The organism is Stenotrophomonas sp. C9D9 (assembly GCF_056491205.1).
The window spans coordinates 783,292-807,837 of the sequence record NZ_JBSZIF010000004.1 but is presented as its reverse complement, the minus strand read 5'-3'; the positions used below and the strand labels follow the sequence as shown (position 1 = coordinate 807,837).

The 24,546-nt window shown below is 68.8% G+C and carries 9 protein-coding genes and 3 pseudogenes; 6 read left to right on the top strand and 6 right to left on the bottom strand.

All coding sequences use genetic code 11. The annotated features are described in order from the left end of the window. Positions 1 to 67: 67 nt before the first annotated feature. The 4 genes and pseudogenes from ACXI0D_RS09160 to ACXI0D_RS09145 form a co-directional block, all read right to left on the bottom strand. Positions 68 to 2,894 (bottom strand): annotated as a pseudogene (locus ACXI0D_RS09160) (valine--tRNA ligase). 33 nt (positions 2,895 to 2,927) lie between these two features. Next, positions 2,928 to 3,119: a YqaE/Pmp3 family membrane protein gene (locus ACXI0D_RS09155; protein ID WP_049443096.1), complete on the bottom strand. Its 192-nt coding sequence runs from the start codon at positions 3,117 to 3,119 to the stop codon at positions 2,928 to 2,930. 19 nt (positions 3,120 to 3,138) lie between these two features. Then, a pseudogene (locus ACXI0D_RS09150) lies at positions 3,139 to 3,563 on the bottom strand (DNA polymerase III subunit chi). An 82-nt stretch (positions 3,564 to 3,645) separates the two neighbouring features. Further along, entirely contained in the window at positions 3,646 to 5,124 is a 1,479-nt protein-coding gene (locus ACXI0D_RS09145; protein ID WP_049443097.1) for a leucyl aminopeptidase, read from the bottom strand. A gap of 104 nt (positions 5,125 to 5,228) precedes the next feature. Between ACXI0D_RS09145 and lptF the strand changes: the two genes are divergently transcribed. Together lptF and lptG are read left to right on the top strand one after the other, a co-directional pair. Next, complete coding sequence (lptF, locus tag ACXI0D_RS09140) at positions 5,229 to 6,311, top strand: LPS export ABC transporter permease LptF (RefSeq protein ID WP_014035922.1); 1,083 nt, start codon at positions 5,229 to 5,231, stop codon at positions 6,309 to 6,311. Next, positions 6,308 to 7,414, top strand: coding sequence for an LPS export ABC transporter permease LptG (gene lptG, locus ACXI0D_RS09135; protein WP_119007465.1), 1,107 nt, complete (start codon positions 6,308 to 6,310; stop codon positions 7,412 to 7,414). The genes lptF and lptG overlap by 4 nt, the downstream gene beginning before the upstream one ends. A 93-nt stretch (positions 7,415 to 7,507) precedes the next feature. Here the strand turns inward: lptG and ACXI0D_RS09130 are convergent. Next, positions 7,508 to 8,000: pseudogene (locus tag ACXI0D_RS09130) on the bottom strand (RDD family protein). Positions 8,001 to 8,056: 56 nt separating this feature from the next. On the opposite strand from ACXI0D_RS09130, the gene xerD reads away from it, so the two are divergent. Both xerD and ACXI0D_RS09120 read left to right on the top strand, forming a co-directional pair. Beyond that, positions 8,057 to 9,034 (top strand): site-specific tyrosine recombinase XerD, encoded by a 978-nt coding sequence (xerD, locus tag ACXI0D_RS09125; protein ID WP_479642507.1) that lies wholly within the window; start codon positions 8,057 to 8,059, stop codon positions 9,032 to 9,034. Between the two features lie 100 nt (positions 9,035 to 9,134). Then, positions 9,135 to 9,917 (top strand): DsbC family protein, encoded by a 783-nt coding sequence (locus ACXI0D_RS09120; protein WP_479642506.1) that lies wholly within the window; start codon positions 9,135 to 9,137, stop codon positions 9,915 to 9,917. Positions 9,918 to 10,032: 115 nt separating this feature from the next. Here the strand turns inward: ACXI0D_RS09120 and ACXI0D_RS09115 are convergent, their stop codons facing one another. Continuing rightward, entirely contained in the window at positions 10,033 to 12,132 is a 2,100-nt protein-coding gene (locus tag ACXI0D_RS09115; protein WP_479642505.1) for a glycosyl hydrolase family 18 protein, read from the bottom strand. Between the two features lie 825 nt (positions 12,133 to 12,957). Between ACXI0D_RS09115 and purL the strand changes: the two genes are divergently transcribed. Both purL and ACXI0D_RS09105 read left to right on the top strand, forming a co-directional pair. After that, positions 12,958 to 16,842 carry a phosphoribosylformylglycinamidine synthase gene (gene purL, locus ACXI0D_RS09110; RefSeq protein WP_479642504.1) on the top strand — a complete coding sequence of 1,295 codons (3,885 nt, stop codon included), beginning with the start codon at positions 12,958 to 12,960 and terminating at the stop codon, positions 16,840 to 16,842. A gap of 439 nt (positions 16,843 to 17,281) precedes the next feature. After that, entirely contained in the window at positions 17,282 to 24,463 is a 7,182-nt protein-coding gene (locus ACXI0D_RS09105; protein ID WP_479642503.1) for an ESPR-type extended signal peptide-containing protein, read from the top strand. Positions 24,464 to 24,546: the final 83 nt, after the last annotated feature.

Sequence of the window (24,546 nt, the reverse complement as noted above, 5' to 3'; positions counted from 1 at the left end):
GGTAGGTGCCAACCTCTCCCGCCGTGGCAGGTGCCAACCTTGGTTGGCACGCACCAGAGCGCGGTGCTTACAGCTTCGCGCGCTGCTCGCGCAGGCCGGCCAGCTGGGTGTTCCAGTCGACCAGGCGAACGCGTTCCTGCTCGACCACCGCCGGTGGCACCTTGTCGGTGAACTTGGCCAGCTTGGTTTCGCTTTTTTCCTGCTCGCCTTCCACGCGCTTGATCTCCTTGTCCAGGCGCGCGCGCTCGGCATCGAGATCGACCAGGCCTTCCAGCGGCACCAGCAGCTTCAGCTCGCCCACGATCGCGGCGGCGGCCGGCGGTGCGCTTTCGCCCTCGGCCAGCCACTGGATGCTGTCCAGCTTGAGCAGGAACGACAGCGAGGCGCTGAAACGTTCAATGCGCACGCGATCCTGCTCAAGCCCGGCCTGCAGGCGCAGCGGCACCTGCCTGGACGGGGCGACGTTCAGTTCGCTGCGCACGCGACGCACCGCACTGATCACCGCCTTCAGCCATTCCACGTCGGCCTCGGCCTGGGCGAAATCGCCTTCGAACTCGGCGGCGGTCGGGTACGGGCGCAGCGACAGCGTGGTTTCGGCCAGGCCCAGGCGCGGCGCCAGCTGCTGCCACAGCTGTTCGGTGATGAACGGGGTGAGCGGGTGCAGCGGGCGAGCAGCGCTCCAGCACGTACAGCAGGGTGTGGCGGGTGCTTTCGGCGTCGGCGGCGTCGGCACCGTTCAGTGCCGGCTTGCTCAGCTCCAGGAACCAGTCGCCGAGAACTCGTTCCAGGCGAACTCGTACAGGCACTGCGCCAGCAGGTCGAAGCGGTAGTTGGCGTAGTAGGGCCCTGCGCCTCGGTGGACACTGCGGCCAGGCGCGCCAGGATCCAGCGTTCGGCATCGGTGCGCGGGGTCGGCACGCCGGTGAACGCAGCACCCTCGGTGTTCATCAGGGCGAAGCGGCTGGCGTTCCACAGCTTGTTGCAGAAGTTCTTGTAGCCCTCGGCGCGGTTCATGTCGAACTTGATGTCGCGGCCGTGGGTCGCCAGCGCGGCGATGGTGAAGCGCAGCGCATCGGCACCGTGGGCAGCAATGCCGTCCGGGAATTCCTTGCGGGTGGCCTTCTCGATCTTCTCCACCATCTTCGGCTGCATCAGGCCGCCGGTCGCTTGGCGACCAGGTCGTCGATGGTGATGCCGTCGATGATGTCCAGCGGGTCGAGCACGTTGCCCTTGCTCTTGGACATCTTCTGGCCCTGGCCGTCGCGGATCAGGCCGGTGAAGTAGACGTCCTTGAACGGGATCTTCCCGACCAGGTTGTCGGTGGCCATGATCATGCGCGCCACCCAGAAGAAGATGATGTCGAAGCCGGTGATCAGCACCGACGACGGCAGGTAACGGTCGAAGCCGCGCTCGGCCATGGTCTGCTCGTTCGGCCAGCCCAGGGTGGAGAACGGCCACAGCTGCGAGGACACCAGTCTCCAGCACGTCGCTTCCTGGTTCAGCACCACGTCGCTGCCCAGGTTGTTCTTTGCCCGCACTTCCTCTTCGCTGCGACCGACGTAGCAGCTGCCGGTGGCGGCATCGAACCATGCCGGAATGCGATGGCCCCACCACAGCTGGCGGCTGATGCACCAGTCCTGGATGTTGTTCATCCAGTGGCGGTAGGTGTTGATCCAGTTCGGCGGCACGAAGGAAATGCTTCCGTCCTCGACCAGTTCCAGGCCACGCTTGGCCAGGTCGTCCATTTTCACGAACCACTGGTCGGTCAGGTACGGCTCGATCACCTGGCCGGTACGGTCGCCGCGCGGGACCTGCAGCTTGTGCGCCCTGGTCTCGACCAGGATGCCCAGGTCTTCCAGCTCGGCCAGCACGGCCTTGCGCGCGGCATAGCGGTCCAGGCCCTGGAAGCGTTCCGGCGCGTTTTCATTCAGCGCCGCCACCGGGGTGAACAGGTTGATCATCGGCAGGCTGTGGCGCACGCCGACTTCGTAGTCGTTGAAATCGTGCGCCGGGGTGACCTTGACCACGCCGGTGCCGAACGCACGGTCCACGTAATCATCGGCGATCACCGGCACGCGGCGGCCGGTCAGCGGCAGCACCACGCTCTTGCCGATCAGGTGCGCGTAGCGCTCGTCTTCCGGGTGCACCATCACCGCGGTATCGCCCAGCAGGGTTTCCGGGCGGGTGGTGGCAACGACCAGGTAGTCGCGGGTTTCGCGCAGGGTTTCCACGCCGTCGGCATCGCGCTCGACGTGCTCGTAGCTCAGGCCGTCATCCAGCGTGTAGGCGATCGACCACAGGAAGCCGTCTTCCTCGGCGCTCTCCACTTCCAGGTCGGAAATGGCGGTCTTCAGCACCGGGTCCCAGTTGACCAGGCGCTGGCCGCGGTAGATCAGACCCTGCTCGTACCAGCGCACGAAGGCTTCGTTGACCGCTGCCGACGGCTGCGGGTCCATGGTGAAGGTGCTGCGCGACCAGTCGGCGGAGGTGCCAAGACGGCGCATCTGGCGTTCGATGGTGTCACCGGACTGCTGCTTCCACTCCCAGACCTTGCCGATGAAGCCTTCGCGGCCCAGCGAATCGCGGGTCTCGCCCTTGCCTTCCAGCGCCAGGTTGCGGCTGACCACCATTTCGGTGGCGATGCCGGCATGGTCGGTACCGACCTGCCACAGCGTGTCGTAGCCGCGCATGCGGTGGTAGCGCACCAGCGCGTCCATCAGGGTCTGCTGGAAGGCGTGGCCCATGTGCAGGGTGCCGGTCACGTTCGGCGGCGGCAGCAGGATGGTGTACGGCTCGCCCGTGCCGGACGGCTTGAAGTGGCCGGCCTTCTCCCAGGCCTCGTAGAGGTCGGTCTCGAAGGACTTCGGGTCGTAGCTGGAGGCGAGTTGGGTCATGCGGGGGAACCGGTAATCAAGGCGGAAGGGAGATCAGCGCGACCCGAGGGCGCGCCGGATCTTCTGGTCGGTGTGGTACTGGCTGACCGCGTAGGCGGCCCAGATGGCGGCGGGCAGCCAGCCGATCAGGGTGATCTGCAGGATCAGGCAGACGGTGCCGGCCAGCGGTCGGCCAATGGTGAAGAAGGACAGCCAGGGAAGAATCAGGGCGATCAGCAGGCGCATCAAGGGGTCCTCGCTGGGCTTACATGTCGTGCTTGTTGAGGTCGTACCCGGCGGCCTTGTACTGGCGCCAGCGCTCGCGCAGCGGTTCGCGCGCTTCCGGATCGGCCGGAACCACTTCCAGCGCGCGCTCGCACTGGCCCAGCCAGGCTCGTCGCGCAGGTTGATCACCAGCGGACGCGCCGGTGCCTCGGTGCCGGGTACCGCGATCAGTACCAGGGCCTCTTCCTCGTCCATGTCTTCCCCGGCGATCTGGTGCGGGATGTAGGCATCGTTGTCGAACGCCCACAGCAGCTCGTCCAGTTCCTCGGCCTGGGCCTGGTCACGGGCCAGCACCAGGGTGAACAGCCCGGCGTCGTTGGCCTTGCGCGCCAGTTCGCAGACCAGGCGCAACGGCTCGGTCAGGAAGCGGGGCTTGGCGATCAGGTAGAAGTCGGCGCGGGGCATGGCAGGGTCCGGGTCAGGCAGGGGCCCGGCAGTGCCGGGCGAGGCCCTGGCCGGCGGAGGCCGGCCAGGGTCGGGTACGGCATCAGGCGCGGGCGACCTGGTCCAGCAGCCACTGGCTCAGCAGGCCGACCGGACGGCCGGTGGCCATGCCACGCTTGCCTTCATCGCTGGCGACGCCGGCGATGTCCAGGTGGGCCCAGCGCTGGCCTTCGGCGAAGCGCGACAGGAAGCAGCCGGCGGTGATCGCACCGGCCCAGCGGCCGCCGATGTTGTAGACGTCGGCGAAGGTCGAATCCAGCATCGGCTGGTATTCGTCCCACAGCGGCAGGCGCCAGGCGCGGTCGAACACGTGCTCGCCGGCGGCCAGCAGCTCGTTGGCGAGGTCGTCGTGCTTGCTCATCAGGCCGGCGGTCTGGTGGCCGAGGGCGACCATGCAGGCGCCGGTCAGGGTGGCGACGTCGACCAGCGCGGCCGGCTCGAAGCGCTGCGCGTAGGTCAGCGCGTCGCACAGGATCAGGCGGCCTTCGGCGTCGGTGTTGCCGACTTCGATGGTCTTGCCCGACATCGAGGTGATCACGTCGGACGGACGGTAGGCGTTGCCGTCGATGGCGTTCTCCACCGCCGGCACCACCACCACCAGGTTCAGCGGCAGCTTGGCCTTGACCGCAGCGACGAAGGTGCCGATGACGTTGGCGCCACCGCACATGTCGTATTTCATCTCCTCGATGCCGCCCTGGGTCTTCAGGTTGACGCCACCGGTATCGAAGGTGATGCCCTTGCCGACCAGCACGTACGGCTTGGCGTCGCCAGCACCGGTCCACTTCAGCACGACCAGGCGTGGGCGGTTGGCCGAACCGCGGGCCACGGCCAGCAGGGAGCCCATGCCCAGCGCTTCCATCTGGGTCTCGTCGAGGATTTCGGCCTCGGCACCGTCGTGTTCGCCGGCGAACTTCACGCCCACTTCGGCCAGGTAGGCCGGGGTGCAGTAGTTCGGCGGCAGGTTGCCCAGCTCGCGGGCGAACTCGACGCCGGCGGCGATGGCCTGGCCCTGGGCCAGCGCCTGGGCGTCATCACCGGCAACGGCCAGCTGGGCCAGGCCGGCATCGTCGGCCTTCTTCTTGCCCAGGGTGGCGGTGTAGCGGTAAGCAGCGTGATCGGCGGCGATCACCGCCTGGCGGATCGCCCAGGCCGCGTCGCGGTCCTTGATGGCCACTTCGGACAGGGTGAGCAGCGCGCTGCGGGCGGCGCCGGCCTTCAGCGCGCGCACGGCGTCGCCGACGGCCTTCAGGTACTGCGGCACGCCGAAGCGGGCAGCTTCGCCGAGGCCGACCACCAGCACGCGCGGGGCGGTCACGCCCGGCAGGTCGTGCAGCAGGGTGGTGGCGCCGGTCTTGCCGGACAGGTCGCCGCGCTGGGCCAGGGCGGCCAGGCGGCCACCACTGGCGGCGTCCAGGGCCTGCGCGGCCGGGGTCAGGGTATGGTCGGCATACGCGCCGACCACCAGGCAATCAACGGTGGCGGCGGCCGGAGCAACGTGGTTCAGGGTGAATTCGAGGGCCATTGAGCAGATTCCATTGGCGAGTCCGTACAATCGCAGGCCGTTTACGCCCAGACAGTAGACTGGGCGGCACCGCGAACGAACCCCAGAGTTTAAACCACCGCCCCATGCTGAAGCTCGACCGATACCTGCTGGGCGATTTCGTCCAGAGTTTCCTGGCTACCCTGATCGTCCTGCTGGTGGTCAGCGTGGGCGGCGTGCTGGTGGACATCCTCGGCAACATCGCCGACGGGCGCCTGCCGGCCAAGCTGCTGTTCTCGCAGCTGGGCCTGCAGTTCATCGCCTACCTGCCGCTGATCCTGCCGCTGGCGCTGATGCTGGGCCTGCTGCTGGCCGTGGCCCGGCTGTACCGCGACTCGGAGATGGCGGTCATCACCGCCATCGGCGTGGGGCCCAAGCGGCTGCTGCGGCCACTGCTGATGCTGGTGGTGCCGGTGGTGCTGCTGGTCGGCGCCTGCTCGCTGTGGCTGGGCCCGTGGGCCGGCCGGGTGGCCGAGCAGATGATCATCGAGGCCAACCGCAGCGTGCTGATGGCCGGGCTGGAGCCGGGCCGGTTCACGCCGCTGCCCAATGGCGGCGTGGTCTACCTGTCCTCGATCTCGCCCGACGGCACCGAGCTGGGCAAGGTGTTCCTGCAGCGGCAGAAGGACGACCGCCTGGAAGTGGTGTCGGCCAACAGCGGCCGCATGTACTTCGAGGGCACCCGCCAGCGCTTCCTGGAGCTGGACGACGGCCACCAGGTGGAAGGGCCGGTGGCCGGCGCGCTGGATTACCGCCTGGCGACCTTTGCCCGCAACGACGTGGCCCTGCCCGATGGCGCACAGACCCGCACCGAGGACGACCCGGAACTGATGCCGACCCTGAAGCTGATCGGCGATGAGCGCCCGCAGGCGCAGGCGCAGCTGCACCGCCGCCTGGCACCGCCGCTGATCGCGCTGGCCTTTGCCCTGCTGACCGTGCCGCTGGGCCGCAGCTCGCCGCGCCAGCAGCGCTACGGCCGCATGATGCTGGCCCTGATGGCCTACATGGTGGGTACCAACCTGATGTTCATCGGCAGCGGCTGGATCGCCAACGGCAAGATCCCCCCTGCGCTGGGCCTGTGGTGGCTGACCCTGCCGCTGCTGGCGCTGTCGATCTGGATGTATGCACGTGATGGCCGCCTGGGCCGCCCGAAGGGAGCCCGCGCATGAGGCTGCGCCCGATGCGTTTCGACCTGTACCTGGGCCAGTCGGTGTTCACCACGGTGCTGCTGACCTGGGCGGTGCTGGTCGGCCTGGACGTGGTGATGGCCTTCTCCGGCGAGTTCAAGGACATCGGCAAGAACGGCTACACCCTGGGCCATGCCGCCGCGTGGGTGCTGTACACGGTGCCGCGCCGCGCCTACACGATGTTCCCCACCGCCGCGGTGATCGGCGCACTGATGGGCCTGGGCCAGCTGGCCGCGACCTCGGAGCTGACCGCACTGCGTGCGCTGGGCCTGTCGCGCAAGCGCCTGAGCGTGTCGGTGGCGATCGCGCTGTCGCTGCTGACCGCGGTGATGGTGCTCAGCGCCGAGACGCTCGGCCCGTGGGGCCAGGACCGTGCCGACGCATTGAAGGCCAGTGCCAAGTGGGGACGGGACATCTCCACCACCCGCTACTCCGGCCTATGGGCACGCGAAGGCGACACCTTCCTCAACGCCCAGAGCGGCGAGGAACAGCTGGTGGGCGACAAGGGCACAAGGCTGATCCTGCGTGACGTGCGCCTGTACCGGATCGCCGAAGACGGCAATATCGCCTCGTTGACCCATGCCGCCACCGCCGAGCACGACAAGGACGGCTGGGTGCTGACCGGGGTGCGCCGCGACACCTTCGGCGAGCGCTCGGCGGCCCGCCAGGAAGTGGCGCGCGAGCCGTGGAACTCGAAGCTGGATGCGGCGGCGCTGGCCACCGGCATCGCCAAGCCGCGAAACCTCAGCGTGGCCGAGCTGAGCACCAGCATTGCCTACCGCCAGCGCAACGGACTGGATGCGCGCGATTTCGAGGATGTGTACTGGAGCCGCTGGTTCTACCCGGTGAACGTGCTGGCACTGTGCCTGGCGGCGGTGCCGTTCGCGTTCGGGTCGCTGCGCAGCGGCGGCATGGGCAAGCGCCTGTTCCTGGGCATCCTGTTCGCCCTGGGCTTCTGGCTGCTGCAGTTGTTCTTCGGCCGCATGGCCGGTGCGCTGAAGTTCGATTACCGCATCGCCTATGCGTTGCCGCCGATCGTGATGCTGGCGGTGTCCGGCCTGCTGTTCCGGCGCAAATCGGGCTGATTCTGGTTGTTGTAGAGCAGCCGAGCCTGTGCCCGGCTGTCGCGTACAGTGCGGAAAGCAGCCGAGCACGTGCTCGGCTCTACAGACAGCGCTTTACCGCTTCGGCAGGCGCACTACGCGGGTGCCGCTGGCGCGGTCATGCCAGGTCAGGCGGTCGCGGTCGACCCAGGCCCACCAGAATCCCAGTCCGCCCAGCAGCAGTGACAGCGTTCCCACTGCGTAGCGCAGCCACAGCTGGCCGCGCCGCAGCGGCGTGCCATCGCTCGATTGCAGTTTCAGCCGCCACGGACGCATGCCCAGCGTCTGTCCGCCACGGCGCCAGCTGGCCGTGGCGTACCACCCCGTGATTGCCCCAGCACACCGCCCACAGCAGCCACTGCCAGGCACTGAACGGTGCGATGTTCTCGCGCTGCGCGTGGCCGCTGAAGGTGTAGGCGAGGGTGAACAGCGTGCCGACCAGCATCCACAGCGCCAGCACCGGCAGTGCGTCGTAGACCACCGCCAGCACGCGCCAGGCCAACAAGGCACGTGGGCGGGGCATTTCGGTAGCGGCCGCAGGGGCCGTGTCGGTGGCAGGGCGGGACATGCGCCGAGCATACGCAAAGCTGGCCGTGCCCGCAGTGGCCCTCGTATCCTGCACGCATGGCCCTCGTTTCCACCCCCGCCGAACGACGCCAGCTGGTCCAGCAACTGCCCGAGCTGCGCGCCGACGACAGCATGCGCATCCAGCGCTTCCTCGATACGATCTGGGCGGAGAACGGCCTGGCCCGCGCCACCCTCGACAGCTACCGGCGCGACCTGGAAGGACTGGCGCGCTGGATGGATGGACGCGACGGTGGCCTGGCCGGTATCGAACGTCCCGGGCTGTTCGACTATCTGGCCTGGCGCACCCGGCATGGCTGGTCGCCGCGCAGCAATGCGCGCCTGCTGTCGGCCTTGCGGGCGTTCTTTGCAGATGGCGTGCGCCGTGGCGAACGCAGCGAAGACCCCAGTGCGCTGCTCGACCCGCCGAAGCTGCCACGGCTGTTGCCCAAGGCGCTGGCCGAAAGCCAGATCGATGCGCTGCTGGCGGCACCGGACATCGACAGTCCGCTGGGCCTGCGCGATCGCGCCATGCTGGAACTGATGTATGCCGCCGGCCTGCGTGTGAGCGAGCTGGTGCTGCTGCCGGCCACGGCGGTCAACCTGCGCCAGGGCGTGCTGCGGGTTACCGGCAAGGGCAGCAAGGAACGGCTGGTGCCGCTGGGCGAGGAATCGCAGCATTGGCTGGAGCGTTACCTGCAGCAGTCGCGCCCGCTGTTGGTCGGCAAGGGCAAGGTGCACGCTCTGGCCGATGGGCAGACGCCGTTGTTCATCGAGCCGACGCTGCATGCGCTGACCCGGCAGGCGTTCTGGCACCTGGTCAAGCGCCACGCGCAGGTGGCCGGCATCGACCCGGCGCGGATCAGCCCGCATGGCCTGCGCCACAGCTTCGCCACCCATCTGCTCAACCGCGGTGCCGACCTGCGCGCGCTGCAGATGCTGCTCGGACACAGTTCGTTGTCGACCACCCAGATCTACACCCTGGTGGCGCGCGAGCATCTGCAGAAGCTGCACGCCCGCCACCATCCGCGCGGCTGAGCGCCGGGCTGAATCGCTGCCCGGGGCCGTGCCGGGCGTCGCGGCCCGGTTCCGGTGGCTGTGTCAGAATCCGGGATCTTCTTCTGTTGCGGATCGCTCCATGCTCCGATTTGCCATCGCCGCCGTGTTCGGTGCGCTCAGCCTGACCGCCTGCGCCCAGCCGGCCCCGCCGGCCGCCAAGGCACCTGCCGCTGCGGCCAAGGCCGGCCCGGCCGCCAACGCGCCGGCCAACCAGGCGGTACGTGCCGCACTGACCGCGCTCAATCCGGGTTTCCAGGTGGATTACATCGGTGCCGCGCCGTTCCCCGGCTTCCGCGAAGTGGTGGTCTCCGGACAGCTGCTGTACGTGTCCGATGACGGTCGTTACCTGTTCCAGTCGCAGCCCTACGACACCCGCGCCAAGGGCCCGGCCAACAGTGAAGGCCTGCTCGGTTACCGTCGTGGCCTGCTGGCCAAGGCCAACCACGGCGATCGCATCGTGTTCGCCGCGCCGAACGCCAAGTACACCATCAGCGTGTTCACCGACATCGAGTGTGGTTACTGCCGCAAGCTGCACCAGGACATCGCCGAGCTCAACCGCAACGGCATCACCGTCGAGTACCTGGCGTTCCCGCGCATGGGCCTGGGCAGCAAGGACTACACCGACATGATTTCGGTCTGGTGTGCAGCGGATCGTCGCCAGGCCCTGACCAACGCCAAGCGCGGTGGCAGCGTGCCGGCCAAGAACTGCACCAACCCGGTGGCGATGCAGTACGCGCTGGGCCAGCAGCTGGGCGTGAATGGCACGCCGGCGATCTTCGCGCCGGATGGCACCCAGCTGGGCGGTTACCTGCCGCCGGCGCAGCTGCGTGCGGCGCTGGACAAGCTGTCCGAGAAGCGCTGACGCGGAACTGTAGCGTCGAGCCATGCTCGACTGCGGTTCCGCATGAGGCAGCCGAGCATGGCTCGGCTCTACAGATTCGAGGCCGGGGATGCGTATCGCATCCCCGGCTTTTTGCTTACTTCAGGCCATCACTGACCGCCTTGGTCAGCGTGCCCTGCGCATCGTCACCGCTGAACTCCCAGACGAACGCGCCGCCCAGGCCCTGGGTCTTCACGTAACCCATCTTGCGGGTGATGTTGGCCGGGGTGTCGAAGCTCCACAGCGTGCTGCCGTTGTAGATCCAGGTGGCACCGGCGGTGTTGTCGGTGTAGCCCGGCCACGCCAGGTTCTTCAGCACCTTCCAGTCTTCGATGCCGGCCTCGTAGGTACCCGGGGCGGCACCGGTTGCGGTCTGGTACAGGCCGTTGTTGGCATTGGCCACGCCGGTCCAGCCACGCCCGTAGTAGCCGATGCCCAGGTTGAGCTTGGCGGCGGGCACGCCACGGCTGATGAAGGCCTCGATGGCGTCGTTGCTGTTGTACAGCTTCTGGTCGCCGGTGGACGGGTCATTCGGCGAATCGAACAGCGCCGACTGGTGATTGGTCTTCGCATCCCACGCGCCGTGGAAGTCGTAGGTCATCACGTTGATGTAGTCCAGGTACGGGTGGTACGCGGCAGGATCGGTGACGCGGATCTTGTCGATGCCGGCACCCACCGCCACCGTCAGCAACAGGCCCGGACGCACCGCATCGAGCTGGCGGCGGAACTCGGCCATCAGCGCGGTGAAGTTGGCGTTGTCTTCCGGCTTGCCACATTCGATGCCGCAGGCCACCGGGTATTCCCAGTCGATGTCGATGCCGTCGAACACGCCCAGCGCGGCACCGGCGCCACCGGCACCATCGGTCACCGGCAGGTTGCCCTTGATGTAAGCGTCGATGCACGAGGCGACGAAGGCCTGGCGGTTTTCCGGGCGCGCTGCGCTGGAGAAACCACGCGACCAGGTCCAGCCACCCAGCGAGATCAGCACCTTCATGCCCGGGTACTTGGCCTTGAGCTGCTTGAGCTGGTTCCAGTTGCCACGCAGCGGCTGGTCCCAGGTATCGGCGCTGCCACTGACACTCTCGGCGGCGCTGAAGGCCTTGGTGTAGTCGGCGAAAGCATCGCCACCGGCACCGCTGTTCGGATCCGACGGCTGGGTGATGCCCACTTCGCAGCGGTTGTTGCGCACGTTGCCGAACGCGTAGTTGATGTGGGTCAGGCGTGCGGCCGAGCCGCTGCTGTCGATGTTCTTGACCCGGTAGTTGCGGCCGTAGATGCCCCACTGGGTGAAGTAGCCGATGACCCGCTTGCCGGTGGTGCCGCCGTCACCGGCCAGCGTGGTGGCGCTGATCTCGGTGCCCTGTGCCGACGCATTGCCGGCGTTGTCGCGGGCACGTACGCGGTAGCGGTAGGTGGTCGACGCGGTCAGCCCGCCATCCACATAGCTGGCGCTGGACGGCGAACCGACCAGGCTGCCGTTGCGGTACACGTCATAGCCGGCCATGCCGCTGCCACCGGTGTTGTCGGTGGACGGGCTCCAGCTGAGCGCGATGCTGTTGGCGGTGCGGGTACCAACCGCCAGCCCGCCCGGCACCGTCGGCGCGGTGGTATCGCCACCGGCGGCGTTGACGGTGATGGTGATGGTCGGGGTGCTGGTGGTGGCGTTGTTGTTGTCGGTCGCGACCGCACGCAGGGTGTGGCTGCCGGCGCTGGCATTGGCCCAGCTGGCCGCATAAGGCGCACTGGTGGCCACCCCCAGCGAGCTGCCGTCGCGGAAGAACTCGACCTTGGCGACGCTGCCGTCCGGATCACTGGCGGTGGCGGTCACGTTGACCGTGCTGCCGGCACTGAAGGTGGCGCCGTTGGCCGGCGATGTCAGGCTGACCACCGGCGGCTGGTTGCTGCCGCTGCCATCGCAGGCACCGAGGTTGGTGTAGTAGGGCGCACCGGCCGGATGGTCCGGCGGCGCGTTCCAGATGTCCTGGTTCGCCCGATAGAGGACGCCTCCTTTCTGCAGGGTATCGCCGGCCCGGTAGATCTTGGCCTGGTCCCACTGGGCCACGCCGGCACAGCTGGCGGCCTGCGCCAGGCCGGGCAGGGCGGCGGTACCGGCGGCCAGGGCAAGCAGCCAGGCCAGGCGGCGGGGACGACAGCTTCGGGTCGCACGTTCGGCACTGCGCACAATCGGGTCGTACATGGGTAAGTCTCCGATCAAAAGGCGCGCGGGCCCCGATGGCGCCGCGCGTGACGCAGGTCCGGGCGTCGCCCGGGAAGGCGACGGAGGGGGCGGACGGGGTACCTGGGAGGCCGGGGAGAGAGTCCGGCGCCAGGTGGGGACAACGTTGTCATCAATCGTGTGGTCAATCCGTGAGCAAGCGCATGGTTCGGGGATTCGGGCGGAGAGCGGCGCTGCGCGCGGTCGGCGGCCATCGGCGGAGCCCCTCGTGGCTGGGGTGGGTTGCTGAAAGCGGGTTTCTGAGGGTTGGCCGGGTGGGTGGGCTGCGCAGGGGACGCTGCAAGTACGTCCATGTAAGCTCGATCGCCGCATCCATGCGGCTCGCGCCCCTGCGCAGCCCACCCACCCGGCCCCTGACAGGTTCCTGCGCGGTCAGCCACGAAAGACAGAACAGAAAATCAAAGGCAGAAGCCGGTCGCTTCGCTCTTCAATGCCTGATTTCCGATGTTCCCTGGTTGCCGGCCAGCGGCCGGCATTACCGGGGAGCATCCACGCATGGCGTGGATCTACTGCAGATCGCGGAAATCTGTCGAAGGCGGGGTGGGTCCGGTGGCGGGGGTGTCCGCGGCATGGATGCCGCGGCCAAGCCCCCAGGGATGGGTTTACGGCGTCCCCCGCCACCGGACCCACCCCGCCATCCCACGGGAACCCCGCTTTTGCTTTGGCCGTTGCCGTTGCCTTTGCCTTTGCCCTGGCTTCGGCGGGTGCCGGGCGCCGCCCGGCCAGAGCCCTTCCCCCGCTTCCGGTACAATGTCGGGCCCGTTTCCCAACTACGGTTCCCCGGACATGATGGTCCTCGAGGGCGCGCCCGCCCTGTCGCCGTTCCGCCGCGAACGTCTTGAATCCCGCCTGCAGTCCATCGCTCCCTCCCTGCGCATCAGCGGCGCCTGGCACGTCTACTTCGTGCAGCCCGAAGGCAGCGCCGCCCCCGACCTGACCACCCTGTGCCGCATCCTCGAAGCGGCGCCGCAGGCCGAAGCCGTGGCCGACGGCGCGGTCAGCCGCATCGTGGTGCCGCGCCTGGGCACGCTGTCGCCGTGGTCGAGCAAGGCCACCGAACTGGTCCGCGGTGCCGGCCAGCCGGTCAGCCGGGTCGAGCGTGGCCTGCGCATCGACGTGCAGGGCTGGCCGGCCGATGCCGCCGCCCAGCAGGCGCTGGTCAAGGCGCTGCACGACCCGATGACGCAGTCGGTGCTGGAGACCGTGGAACAGGGCCAGGCGCTGTTCTCGGCGCCGGCCCGGGGTGAACTGGAGCGCGTGCCGGTGGACCAGCTGGAGGCCGCCAACCAGCGCCTCGGCCTGGCCATGGCCGAGGACGAGATCGACTACCTGCGCGAGCGTTTCACCGCGCTCGGCCGCGCGCCGTCCGACGTCGAGCTGATGATGTTCGCGCAGGCCAATTCCGAGCACTGCCGCCACAAGATCTTCAACGCCAGCTGGACCATCGACGGCCAGGAGCAGGACCGCTCGCTGTTCCGGATGATCAAGAACACCCACCAGCAGACCCCGCAGCACACGCTCAGCGCGTACAGCGACAATGCCGCGGTGATCGAAGGCCATCCGGCCTCGCGCTATCGCCCCGATCCGGCCAGTGGCGAATACCGCCGCGAGCCGCAGGTGCCCAGCGCGTTCCAGATCAAGGTGGAAACGCACAACCATCCGACCGCGATCGCGCCGTTCCCGGGCGCATCGACCGGCAACGGTGGCGAGATCCGCGACGAGGGCGCGACCGGCCGCGGCGGCAAGCCGAAGGCGGGCCTGTCTGGTTTCTCGGTCTCGCACCTGCGCATTCCCGAGCTGCCGCAGCCGTGGGAAGCGCCGCGCGCGCTGAACCCGCGCATGGCGCCGGCACTGGAAATCATGACTGATGGCCCGCTCGGCGGTGCTGCGTTCAACAACGAGTTCGGCCGCCCGAACCTGCTCGGCTACTTCCGCAGTTTCGAGCTGCCGGAAGGCGCCGATCTGGTGCGTGCGTACGACAAGCCGATCATGCTGGCCGGTGGCCTCGGCGCGATCGATCGCGTGCAGGTCGACAAGATCCAGCTGCAGGCCGGTGACGCGGTGATCGTGCTGGGCGGTCCGGCAATGCTGATCGGCCTGGGCGGCGGTGCGGCCAGTTCGGTGGCCTCGGGCGAGAGCGCCGAGGACCTGGACTTCGCCAGCGTGCAGCGCGACAACCCGGAAATGGAGCGTCGCTGCCAGGAGGTCATCGACCGCTGCGTGGCGATGGGGGCCAACAACCCGATCAAGTTCTTCCACGACGTCGGCGCCGGTGGCCTGTCCAATGCCATCCCGGAACTGCTGCACGACTCCAAGGTCGGCGGTGTCATCGACCTGGGCAAGGTGCCCACCGACGATCCGTCGCTGTCGCCGATGCAGCTGTGGTGCAACGAGTCGCAGGAGCGCTACGTGCTGGGCGTGGCCCAGGAGCGCCTGGCCGAGTTCGCCGCGCTGTGTGCCCGCGAGCGCTGCCCGTTCGCCGCGGTTGGCGTGGCCACCGCCGAGGAACACCTGGTGGTGGCCTACGGCGCCGTGCCGGGCCACACCCCGGCCGATGCGCCGATCGACCTGCCGATGGACGTGCTGTTCGGCAAGCCGCCGAAGATGCACCGCGACACCGCGCACCCGCCGGCCCCGCGCTGGCCGGCGCTGAAGACCGGCGGCCTGGACCTGCAGGAAGCGGGCCTGCGCGTGCTCGCGCACCCGACCGTCGCCTCGAAGAACTTCCTGGTCACCATCGGTGACCGCAGCGTCGGCGGCCTGACCGCGCGCGAGCAGATGGTCGGCCCGTGGCAGCTGCCGGTGGCCGACGTGGCGATCACCCTGGCCGACTTCGATGGCGTGGCCGGTGAAGCGATGTCGATCGGCGAGCGCACCCCGCTGGCCCTGCTCGACGCCGCTGCGTCGGCACGCATGGCGGTGGGCGAAGCGCTGACCAACCTGTGCGCGGCCCCGGTCGATGCGCTGGATGAGATCAAGCTGTCGGCGAACTGGATGGCCGCGGCCGGCCACCCGGGCGAAGACGCGCTGCTGTACGACGCGGTGAAGGCGGTGGGCATGGAACTGTGCCCGCAGCTGGACATCAGCATCCCGGTCGGCAAGGACTCGCTGTCGATGCAGGCGCAGTGGCACGACCAGGGCGAAGCGCACAAGAGCGTGTCGCCGGTGTCGCTGGTGATCTCGGCGTTCGCGCCGGTGGCCGACGTGCGCCAGCAACTGACCCCGCTGCTCGACCGCGACGTGGACAGCGAGCTGTGGCTGATCGGCCTCGGCGCCGGCAAGCAGCGCCTGGGTGGTTCGATCCTGGCCCAGGTGCATGCCGACCACGGCGAGCTGCCAGCCTTCGCCGGTGCCGCTCCGGACCTGGACGACCCGCAGCGCCTGCGTGGCTTCTTCGAACTGATCCGCGATGCACGCCAGTCCGGCCTGCTGCTGGCCTACCACGACCGCAGCGACGGTGGTGCCTTCGCCGCCCTGTGCGAAATGGCGTTCACCTCGCGCCTGGGCCTGGACATCACCCTTGATGCCTGGGGCGATGATCCGTTCCGCAGCCTGTTCAATGAAGAACTGGGGGCGGTGGTGCAGATCGCGCGCGAAGACCGCGCTGCCTTCGCCGACCTGGTCGAGCGCCACGCACTGACCGAATGCGCACAGCGCATCGCCAAGCCGACCACCGCGCCGGTGGTGCGCGTGTCGCTGGGCGGCGAGAACCTGGCCGAATGGCGTTGGGACGCGCTGTTCGACGCCTGGTGGTCGGTCACCCACGCGATGCAGAAGCGCCGCGACAACCCGGCCAACGCCGATGCCGAGCGCGAGGTCGCCCGTGCCTTCACTGCGCCGGGCCTGAAGCCCAGGCTCAGCTTCGACCTCAACGAAGACGTGGCTGCACCCTTCATCAGCACCGGTGCGCGCCCGCGCGTGGCCGTGCTGCGCGAACAGGGCGTCAATGGCCAGATCGAAATGGCCAACGCCTTCGAACGTGCCGGCTTCCGCGCCTTCGACGTGCACATGAGCGACCTGATCGAAGGCCGCGTGGCGCTGCAGGAGTTCACTGGCCTGGTCGCCTGCGGCGGCTTCAGCTACGGCGACGTGCTCGGTGCCGGCCGTGGCTGGGCCACCTCGATCCTGGAGCGCAGCGCGCTGCGTGATGCCTTCGCCGCGTTCTTCGCGCGCGAAGACAGCTTTGCGCTGGGCGTGTGCAATGGCTGCCAGATGATGAGCCAGCTGAAGAACATCATCCCGGGTGCCGAGCACTGGCCGCAGTTCCGCCGCAACGCCAGCGAGCAGTTCGAAGCCCGCACCGCACTGCTGGAAGTGGTGGAATCGCCGTCGATCCTGCTGCGTGGCATGGCCGGCTCGCGCCTGCAGGTAGCGGTGGCGCACGGCGAAGGCCAGGCCGTGTTCGACAACGCCGTCGACCAGGCTGCCGCCCGCGTCTCGCTGCGCTACATCGATGGCCATGGCAACATCGCCAGCCAGTATCCGCTGAACCCGAACGGTTCGCCCGACGGCATCACCGGCCTGACCAGCAGCGACGGCCGCGTCACCATCATGATGCCGCACCCGGAGCGCACCCCGCGCGCGCTCAACCTGAGCTGGGCACCGGCTGAATGGCAGGGTGATTCGCCGTGGATGCGCATGTTCCGCAACGCGCGGGTGTGGTGCGGTTGATCGCATCGTTCCGCGCAGGCCGCAATGCCATCGCGTATGGAGAAACCCGCCGCTGTGTCGGCGGGTTTTTCTTTGCGTGCGTGAAATTCCTGTTCTGCCCGCTAGTTACATCCGTTTTCATGCGCCAACAGTTCGTCACGTATACCTAACAAAATACTTTTATAAACACGTGAAATAGTGAACTGCTTCACGGCAATAGGATTTGTCGTGTCAAAGTCTTGACGATCTGCAAAGTTGCCGTTAACACTTGAACCCCGTTTCAGAATCATTCATTTCGCAGTAACCGGTTGGCGCACGCGCTCGGTTTTCTGTCGCTGCGCGCCGTTCGGCAATACCCCGCAGTAAATCACGCGAATAAACGCCCCCAGGGGACGTTGGGCCGGAAAGCCCAGCGGTGGCGTTGCTTTGCCCAAAACCAGTCCAATCAGGAGCCGTACCGATGAATCGGATTTATCGCAAGGTCTGGAACAAAGCATTGGGTCAGTTGGTGGTGGCCTCGGAACTGGCCTCCTCCGACAGCAGCAGTGGCGGGGTCGTCGACCAGCGCCGCGATGCGACACAGGCCACGCCCGCACTGCTGGCGGTGGCACTGGGCCTGGTATTGGGATTGGGCATGAGCGGCAGCGCGACGGCACAGTCGGTGCAGATCGGCGGCAGCGCCACCTGCGTTGCATTCAGCGGCAAGCTGCTGGAAAAGTGCCTGATCGAAGGCTCGGCCACGGCCAAGGGCAGCAACGCGGTGGCGATCGGCAGCAACAGCAGTGCCAGCGCCGCCAACAGCGTGGCGCTGGGCGCTGGCTCCAAGGCCACGCGGGCCAACACCGTATCCGTCGGCGATGCCGGCAAGGAACGGCAGATCACCAACGTGGCCGCGGGTACCCAGGGCACTGATGCGGTCAACAAGGCGCAGCTGGATGCGCAGGCGCGCGCCACGCAGGCCGCGCTGGCGGATGTCGCCGCAGATGGAAACCGCTATTTCAAGGCCGACGGCGCAGGCGATGACAGCGACGCGGCGAAGATCGAGGGGCAGGGCGCAGTCGCGGCCGGCGCCGGTGCACAGTCGCTGGCCAACGCCACCACCGCCATTGGCACGCAGGCCATTGCCGCCGGTCTCGGTGCCAGTGCCTTCGGCCAGGGTGCCTTGGCCATCGGCGACGCCAGCGTGGTGGTCGGGCAGAGCGCGGCGGCATTCGGTCTCGGCGACACCGCGGTCGGCGCAAGCGCTACCGCAGCCAGCGAGAACGGCGCGGCCACCGCACTCGGTGCGCTGTCCGAAGCCACTGCTGATGGCGCGACGGCTGTCGGCGGCGGTGCCGTGGCGATGGGCCCGGGCAGCACCGCACTGGGTCGCGGCGCTACCGCCGCCAACGAAGCATCGATCGCGGTGGGTGCGTTCAGCACCGCCGTCGGTGAGTACACCACCGCGCTGGGTTCGAACTCGGCCGCGGTTGCTACCGGCAGCGTGGCGCTGGGCGCCGGCTCGCTGGCCGACCGCGTCGATACCGTCTCTGTCGGCGCCGCCGAATACGGCCTGACCCGGCAGATCACCAGCGTCGCTGCGGGTACTGAAGATACCGACGCGGTCAACGTCGGCCAGTTGAAGGGCGTCGCCGCCGTGGCCGATGCCACCGCCAAGCGTTTCCAGGCCAACGGCAGCAGCAACAGTGATGCGGGTGCACTGGCCGAGGGCGACGAGGCGCTGGCGGCCGGCGAGGCCGCCAATGCGATCGGCAAGGGCGCGACGGCCGTGGGCGCCGGTGCTACCGCCGTCGCGCAGAACGCCACCGCCGTTGGCAACAACGCGCTGGCCACGGGCCAGAACAGTGCCGCGTTCGGCAACAACGCGCAGGCCAACGGCCCGGGTAGTGTCGCCGTGGGTGGTGCTGCGGTGGATGCCAATGGCAATCCGCTGATCACCAGTGGCGGCGTGCCGGTGGAAACCGGCGCCACCAGTGCCGGTGTCGGCGGTACGGCCGTGGGTGCGAGTGCCGAGGCCGGTGGATTCGCCGCGTCGGCCTATGGCGTTGGTGCGTATGCCGCCGGCGCGCAGTCGTCCGCGTTCGGTGCGGTTGCCAATGCCATCGGTGATTACTCCACCGCGCTGGGCACGCAGAGCAACGCCACCGGCACCAGCAGCGTGGCCATCGGCGGCCCGGCCGATCTGATTCCGGGCCTGGGCTTCTTCGTGCAGACCCAGGCCAGCGGCGAAGCGGCCACCGCCGTCGGCGCCGGCGCCATCGCCAGCGGTGATCGCGCGGTGGCCAACGGCAGCCTGACCGAAGCGTCCGGTGCGGAATCCACCGCCGTCGGCTACTTCGCCTACGCGCCGGGTGAGAACGCCAGCGCGCTCGGCGCGCAGACCTGGGCCAGCGGCGCGCAGAGCACCGCCGTGGGCTACTACGCCACCGCACGCGGTGCCAACAGCGTTGCACTGGGCGCGAACTCCGAAGCCGTCCGCGCCAACAGCGTGGCGGTGGGCAGCGCCGGCAACGAACGGCAGATCACCAGCGTTGCCGCTGGCAGCGAAGCGACGGATGCAGTGAACAAGGCCCAGCTCGATGCCGTGGCCAGCACCGCCGACAGCACCGCGCGCTTCTTCCAGGCGCAGCCGGAAGCAGGCAGCGATGCCGGTGCATTGGCCGAGGGCGAAGGTGCGGTTGCGGCGGGTTCGTCGAGCAATGCGATCGGCGCCGGCGCGGTCGCGCATGGCGCAGCGGCCTCGGCCATCGGTGATGACGCCGTGGCGGTGGGTCGCAACAGCAACGCCACCGGCAATGGCGGGGTCGCCATCGGTGGCCTCGGCCAGGCCTACGACGAATACAACCAGCCGATCATCGGTGCCGACGGCACGGCGCAGCAGGTGGGTACCACCGCCGTTGCCGACGCCACGGCGGTCGGCAGCGGTGCGCAGGCGACCGGCGCTGCCAGTAGTGCGTTCGGCAATGCCGCCAAGGCCAGCGGAGACAACAGCTTCGCGGCCGGTGGCAAATCGCGTGCGACCGGGAGCTACGCGGTCGCGGTCGGCGACAGCGCTTTCGCCAGCAGTGACGACAGCACCGCCGTCGGCGGCTACAGCTGGGCCACCGCCAGCGGCGCGAGTGCGTTCGGTTCCGGCGCATGGGCGACGGCCACCAATGCCTCGGCATTCGGCAACGCGGCCTGGGCCAGTGGCAGTGGTGCGACCTCCATCGGTTACAACAGCTGGGCCAACGGCGCCAGCTCCACCGCCGTCGGTCGCGGCGCATTCGGTTATGGCGACAACAGCGTGGCGCTTGGCTTCCAGGCGCTGGGCAACAGCCTCAACAGCATCGCCATCGGCACCAACACGGTGGCTGGCGGTGAAAGCGCGATCGCACTCGGTGCCGGCAGCAACGCCAGCGCCAGCAACGCCGTCGCACTGGGCGCCGGCTCGGTCGCCAACCGTGCGCGCACGGTGTCGGTGGGCAGCACTGGCAACGAACGCCAGGTGACCAATGTCGCTGCCGGTACCCAGGCTACCGATGCGGTGAACAAGGCGCAGCTGGATGCCGTGGCAGGCGCAGCAGCCACCACCAGCCGCTTCTTCCAGGCCAGCGGCAACGGCGGTGATGTGGCCGGTGCACTGGTGGACGGTGATAACGCGCTGGCCGCCGGTGATGCAGCCAACGCCATCGGCAACGGGGCCACCGCACTCGGCAGCGGCGCCAACGCGCTGGCCAACAACGCGCAGGCATTGGGCTTCAACGCCCTGGCCAGCGGCGCCAACGCCAGCGCGGTCGGTGCCAACGCACAGGCGACCGGTGAATATGCGACCGCGCAGGGTGCGGAAAGCGAGGCCAGTGGCGAGCAGAGTGCGGCGTTCGGTGCGGCCAGCATCGCCAGCGGCGCAGGCAGCACCGCTACCGGCGTGCTGTCCGAAGCCTCCGGCGAGGAGGCCGTGGCGGTGGGTTACTTCAGCAACGCCAGTGGCAGTGGCGCCACTGCGGTCGGCAGCGAGAGCGTGGCCAGTGGCACCGCGTCGGCAGCGTTCGGCATCGGCGCCGAAGCGACCGGCGGCTACAGCACCGCCATCGGTGGCTATGCACAGGCATCGGCCTTCAACGCCACCGCCTTCGGCAACTTCGCCAATGCCTCCGGCTCCAACAGCGTGGCGCTGGGTGGCGACTCGGAAGCGTCGGGCGCCTACAGCACGGCCACCGGCCAGGGCAGCCTGGCCACCGGCACCAACAGCGTCGCCGTCGGTGGTTCGTTGTTCGGCGTGCTGGCCACCGAGGCATCGGGCAACTACTCCACTGCCGTCGGTGGCGGCGCCTGGTCCGGCGGCATCAACAGCACCGCGCTGGGCAACGCCGCTGAATCGCGCGGTGCCAACAGCGTGGCGCTGGGTGCGGATTCGATCGCCGACCGCGACAACACCGTATCGGTAGGCGGTGGTGGCAACACCCGCCAGATCACCAACGTGGCCGATGGCACGCAGGGCAACGACGCGGTCAACAAGAACCAGCTCGACGCGGTGGCCGCCACGGCGCAGAAGACCAGCAGGCAGTTCCAGGCCAGCGGCAATGCCGATGGCGAAACGGGAGCACTGGTCGAGGGTGACAACGCGCTGGCGGCCGGTGATGCGGCCAACGCCATCGGCAACGGTGCCACCGCACTTGGCAGCGGTGCCAACGCGCTGGCTGCCAACGCCACGGCCGTGGGCATCGATGCATTGGCCACCGGCAACAACGCGGCGGCGCTGGGCAGCACGGCACAGGCCACCGGTGAAGACAGCCTTGCGCTCGGCACTGGCGCCAGCGCCAGTGAACTGGGCGCAAGCGCGGTAGGTGCGCGTGCACAGGCCAGCGGTGCGTACAGCACGGCAACCGGCACCGAATCCAACGCCAGCGGCACGCAGGCACTGGCCAGCGGCTTCCGTAGTGCCGCCTCCGCCGATGGCACCACTGCCGTCGGTGGCTATGCCGAGGCCAGTGGACGCCTCGGCACCGCATTGGGCTACGGCTCGGCGGCCAGCGGTGCCAACACGACCGCCGTCGGCTTCGGTGCTGCTGCAGCCGGTACCGGTGCCGTGGCGGTGGGCCAGTCCAGCGAGGCCAGCGGCGAGGAGAGCGTGGCCATCGGTGGCAGCACCTTCTTCGGCCTGATCCCGTCGCGTGCCAGCGGCACCGGTGCCGCTGCCTTTGGTGCCGGCGCATGGGCGACCGAAGACTACGCCACGGCAATCGGCTGGAACTCGTGGGCCGCCGGCAGCAATGCCACGGCCCTGGGGGCCAATGCCACCGCCAACGGCAGCAACAGCGTCGCCCTCGGTGCCGGCTCCAAGGCCGACCGTGACAACACCGTGGCCGTCGGCAAAGCCGGTGGCGAACGCCAGGTAACTCATGTGGCAGCCGGTACCGACGCTACCGACGCGGTGAACAAGGGCCAGCTCGATGCCGTTGCCAGCGTCGCCGACAAGACCAGCCGCCAGTTCCAGGCCAGCGGCAACGCCGATGGCGAGGCCGGTGCCCTGGTGGACGGTGACAACGCACTGGCCGCCGGCAACGCGGCCAACGCCATCGGCAATGGCGCCACCGCGCTGGGCAGTGGTGCCAACGCGATGGCCGCCAACGCCACGGCGGTAGGCGTCGATGCCCTGGCGACCGGCAACAACGCGGCGGCACTGGGCACCAACGCACAGGCCAGTGGTGTCGACAGCGTGGCGGTGGGCAGCGGCGCCAGCGCCAGCGAACTCGGTTCCAGCGCCAGTGGTGCTGGCGCCCAGGCCAAGGGCGCCTACAGCACGGCAAGCGGTGCGCAGGCCACGGCCAGCGGCACGCAGTCGCAGGCCAGTGGTTTCCGCGCCACTGCCTCGGCCGATGGCGCTTCGGCGCTGGGCAGCTATGCCGAAGCCAGTGGCCGCCTCGGTACGGCGGTCGGCTACGGCAGCAAGGCCACCGGCGCGAATGCCACCGCAGTGGGTGTCAGTGCCAATGCGTCTGCGGCCGGCAGCATCGCACTGGGCGCTGGCTCGGTGGCCGACCGTGCCAATACCGTGTCGGTGGGCAGCAGCACCAGTGATCGTCAGATCACCCGTGTCGCCGCCGGTACCGAGCGCACCGATGCGGTCAACCGCGGCCAGCTTGATGCGGTTGCCGCAACGGCTGATGGCACGGCGCGTTACATCAAGGCCACCGGCAGTGGTACCGCCAGTGCCAGCGGCAGTGATGCCGCCGCGATCGGTTCGGCCGCGAGTGCCAGCGGCGCACGCAGCAATGCGCTGGGTGCCAACGCGATGGCCATCGGTAATGGTGCGCTTGCACTGGGCAACAGTGCCGGCGCGTCCGGTGCGAACTCGGTGGCGCTGGGTGCGGGCTCGCGAGCGCTCGATGCCAACGTGGTGTCGGTCGGTGGTGGCAACGGCACCGACGGCCCGGCCACGCGCCGCATCGTCAATGTGGCCGATGGCCGCATCGCCGCCGGCAGCAGCGATGCCATCACCGGTTCGCAGCTCAACGTCACCAACCAGCGCGTGGGCGCAGTGGAAACCCGCGTCGGTGATTTCGACTCGCGCATCGCCACGGTCGAGACCACGGCGGCCAGTGCAGTCGGCTATGACGACGCCAGCCGTGACCGCCTGACCCTGTCCGGCTTCCAGGGCACCACCATCGACAACGTCGGCGCGGGCAACATTGCCGCCGGCAGCCGCCAGGCGATCAATGGCGGGCAGCTGTTCCAGTCGCTCAGCGATGCCGCCAGCTTCCTCGGCGGTGGCGCCAGCGTCGGCATGCAGGGTGTGTTCGTGGCGCCGAACTACGTGATCCAGGGCGCCACCTACGGCAACGTCGGCGATGCGCTGGGGGCGCTGGACCGCAAGGTCAGCGAGATTGACCGTCGTACTGCGGGTGGCACCCGCGCAGGCGCGTCCAGCCTGCGTGCAATGAGTGCGTCGCTGGATGAAAGCCCGCTGGCCAGCGTGGCCGACGCACCGGCAACGGCCGATGCCGCACCGGCCAGTACCGCACGCGTGCAGGGCACGCCGACGGTGGCCGCGGCGGGGGCGGGCATTCCGGTTGGCACCCCGGCCACCGGCTTCAACGCCGTGGCCATGGGCGATGGCGCAGTGGCCAGCGGCGCTTCGTCCACGGCCATCGGCCAGGGCGCCAATGCGACTGCGGCAAATGCCGTTGCGCTGGGACAGGGCTCGGTTGCCGATCGTGCCAACACGGTCTCGGTGGGCAGCGAAGGCAACGAACGCCAGGTCACCAACGTCGCCGCTGGCACCACCGCCACCGACGCCGTCAACAAGGGCCAGCTGGACCGCGGCATGGCAACGGCGAACAGCTACACCGACAGCCGCGTCAAAGCCGTTGCTGACAGCTTCGATGTGTTCAAGGGCGAGATCGATGGACGCCTGCGCCACATGGACCGCCGCATCGACCGCCAGGGCGCGATGAGCGCAGCGATGCTCAACATGGCCACCAGTGCCGCCGGTATCCGCACCCAGAACCGTGTTGGTGTCGGCATCGGTTTCCAGGGCGGCGAATCGGCGCTGTCGCTGGGTTACCAGCGTGCGATCAGCGATCGCGCCACGGTCACCTTCGGCGGTGCCTTCAGCAGCGACGACAGTTCGGTCGGCGTCGGTGCTGGCTTCGGCTGGTAAGCCACTCCATTGCGCCGGCGGCCACCCACGCCGGCGCCGTACCTGCAGTGAGGGCCTGGGGGGAGGTCACGGCAATCCCGGCT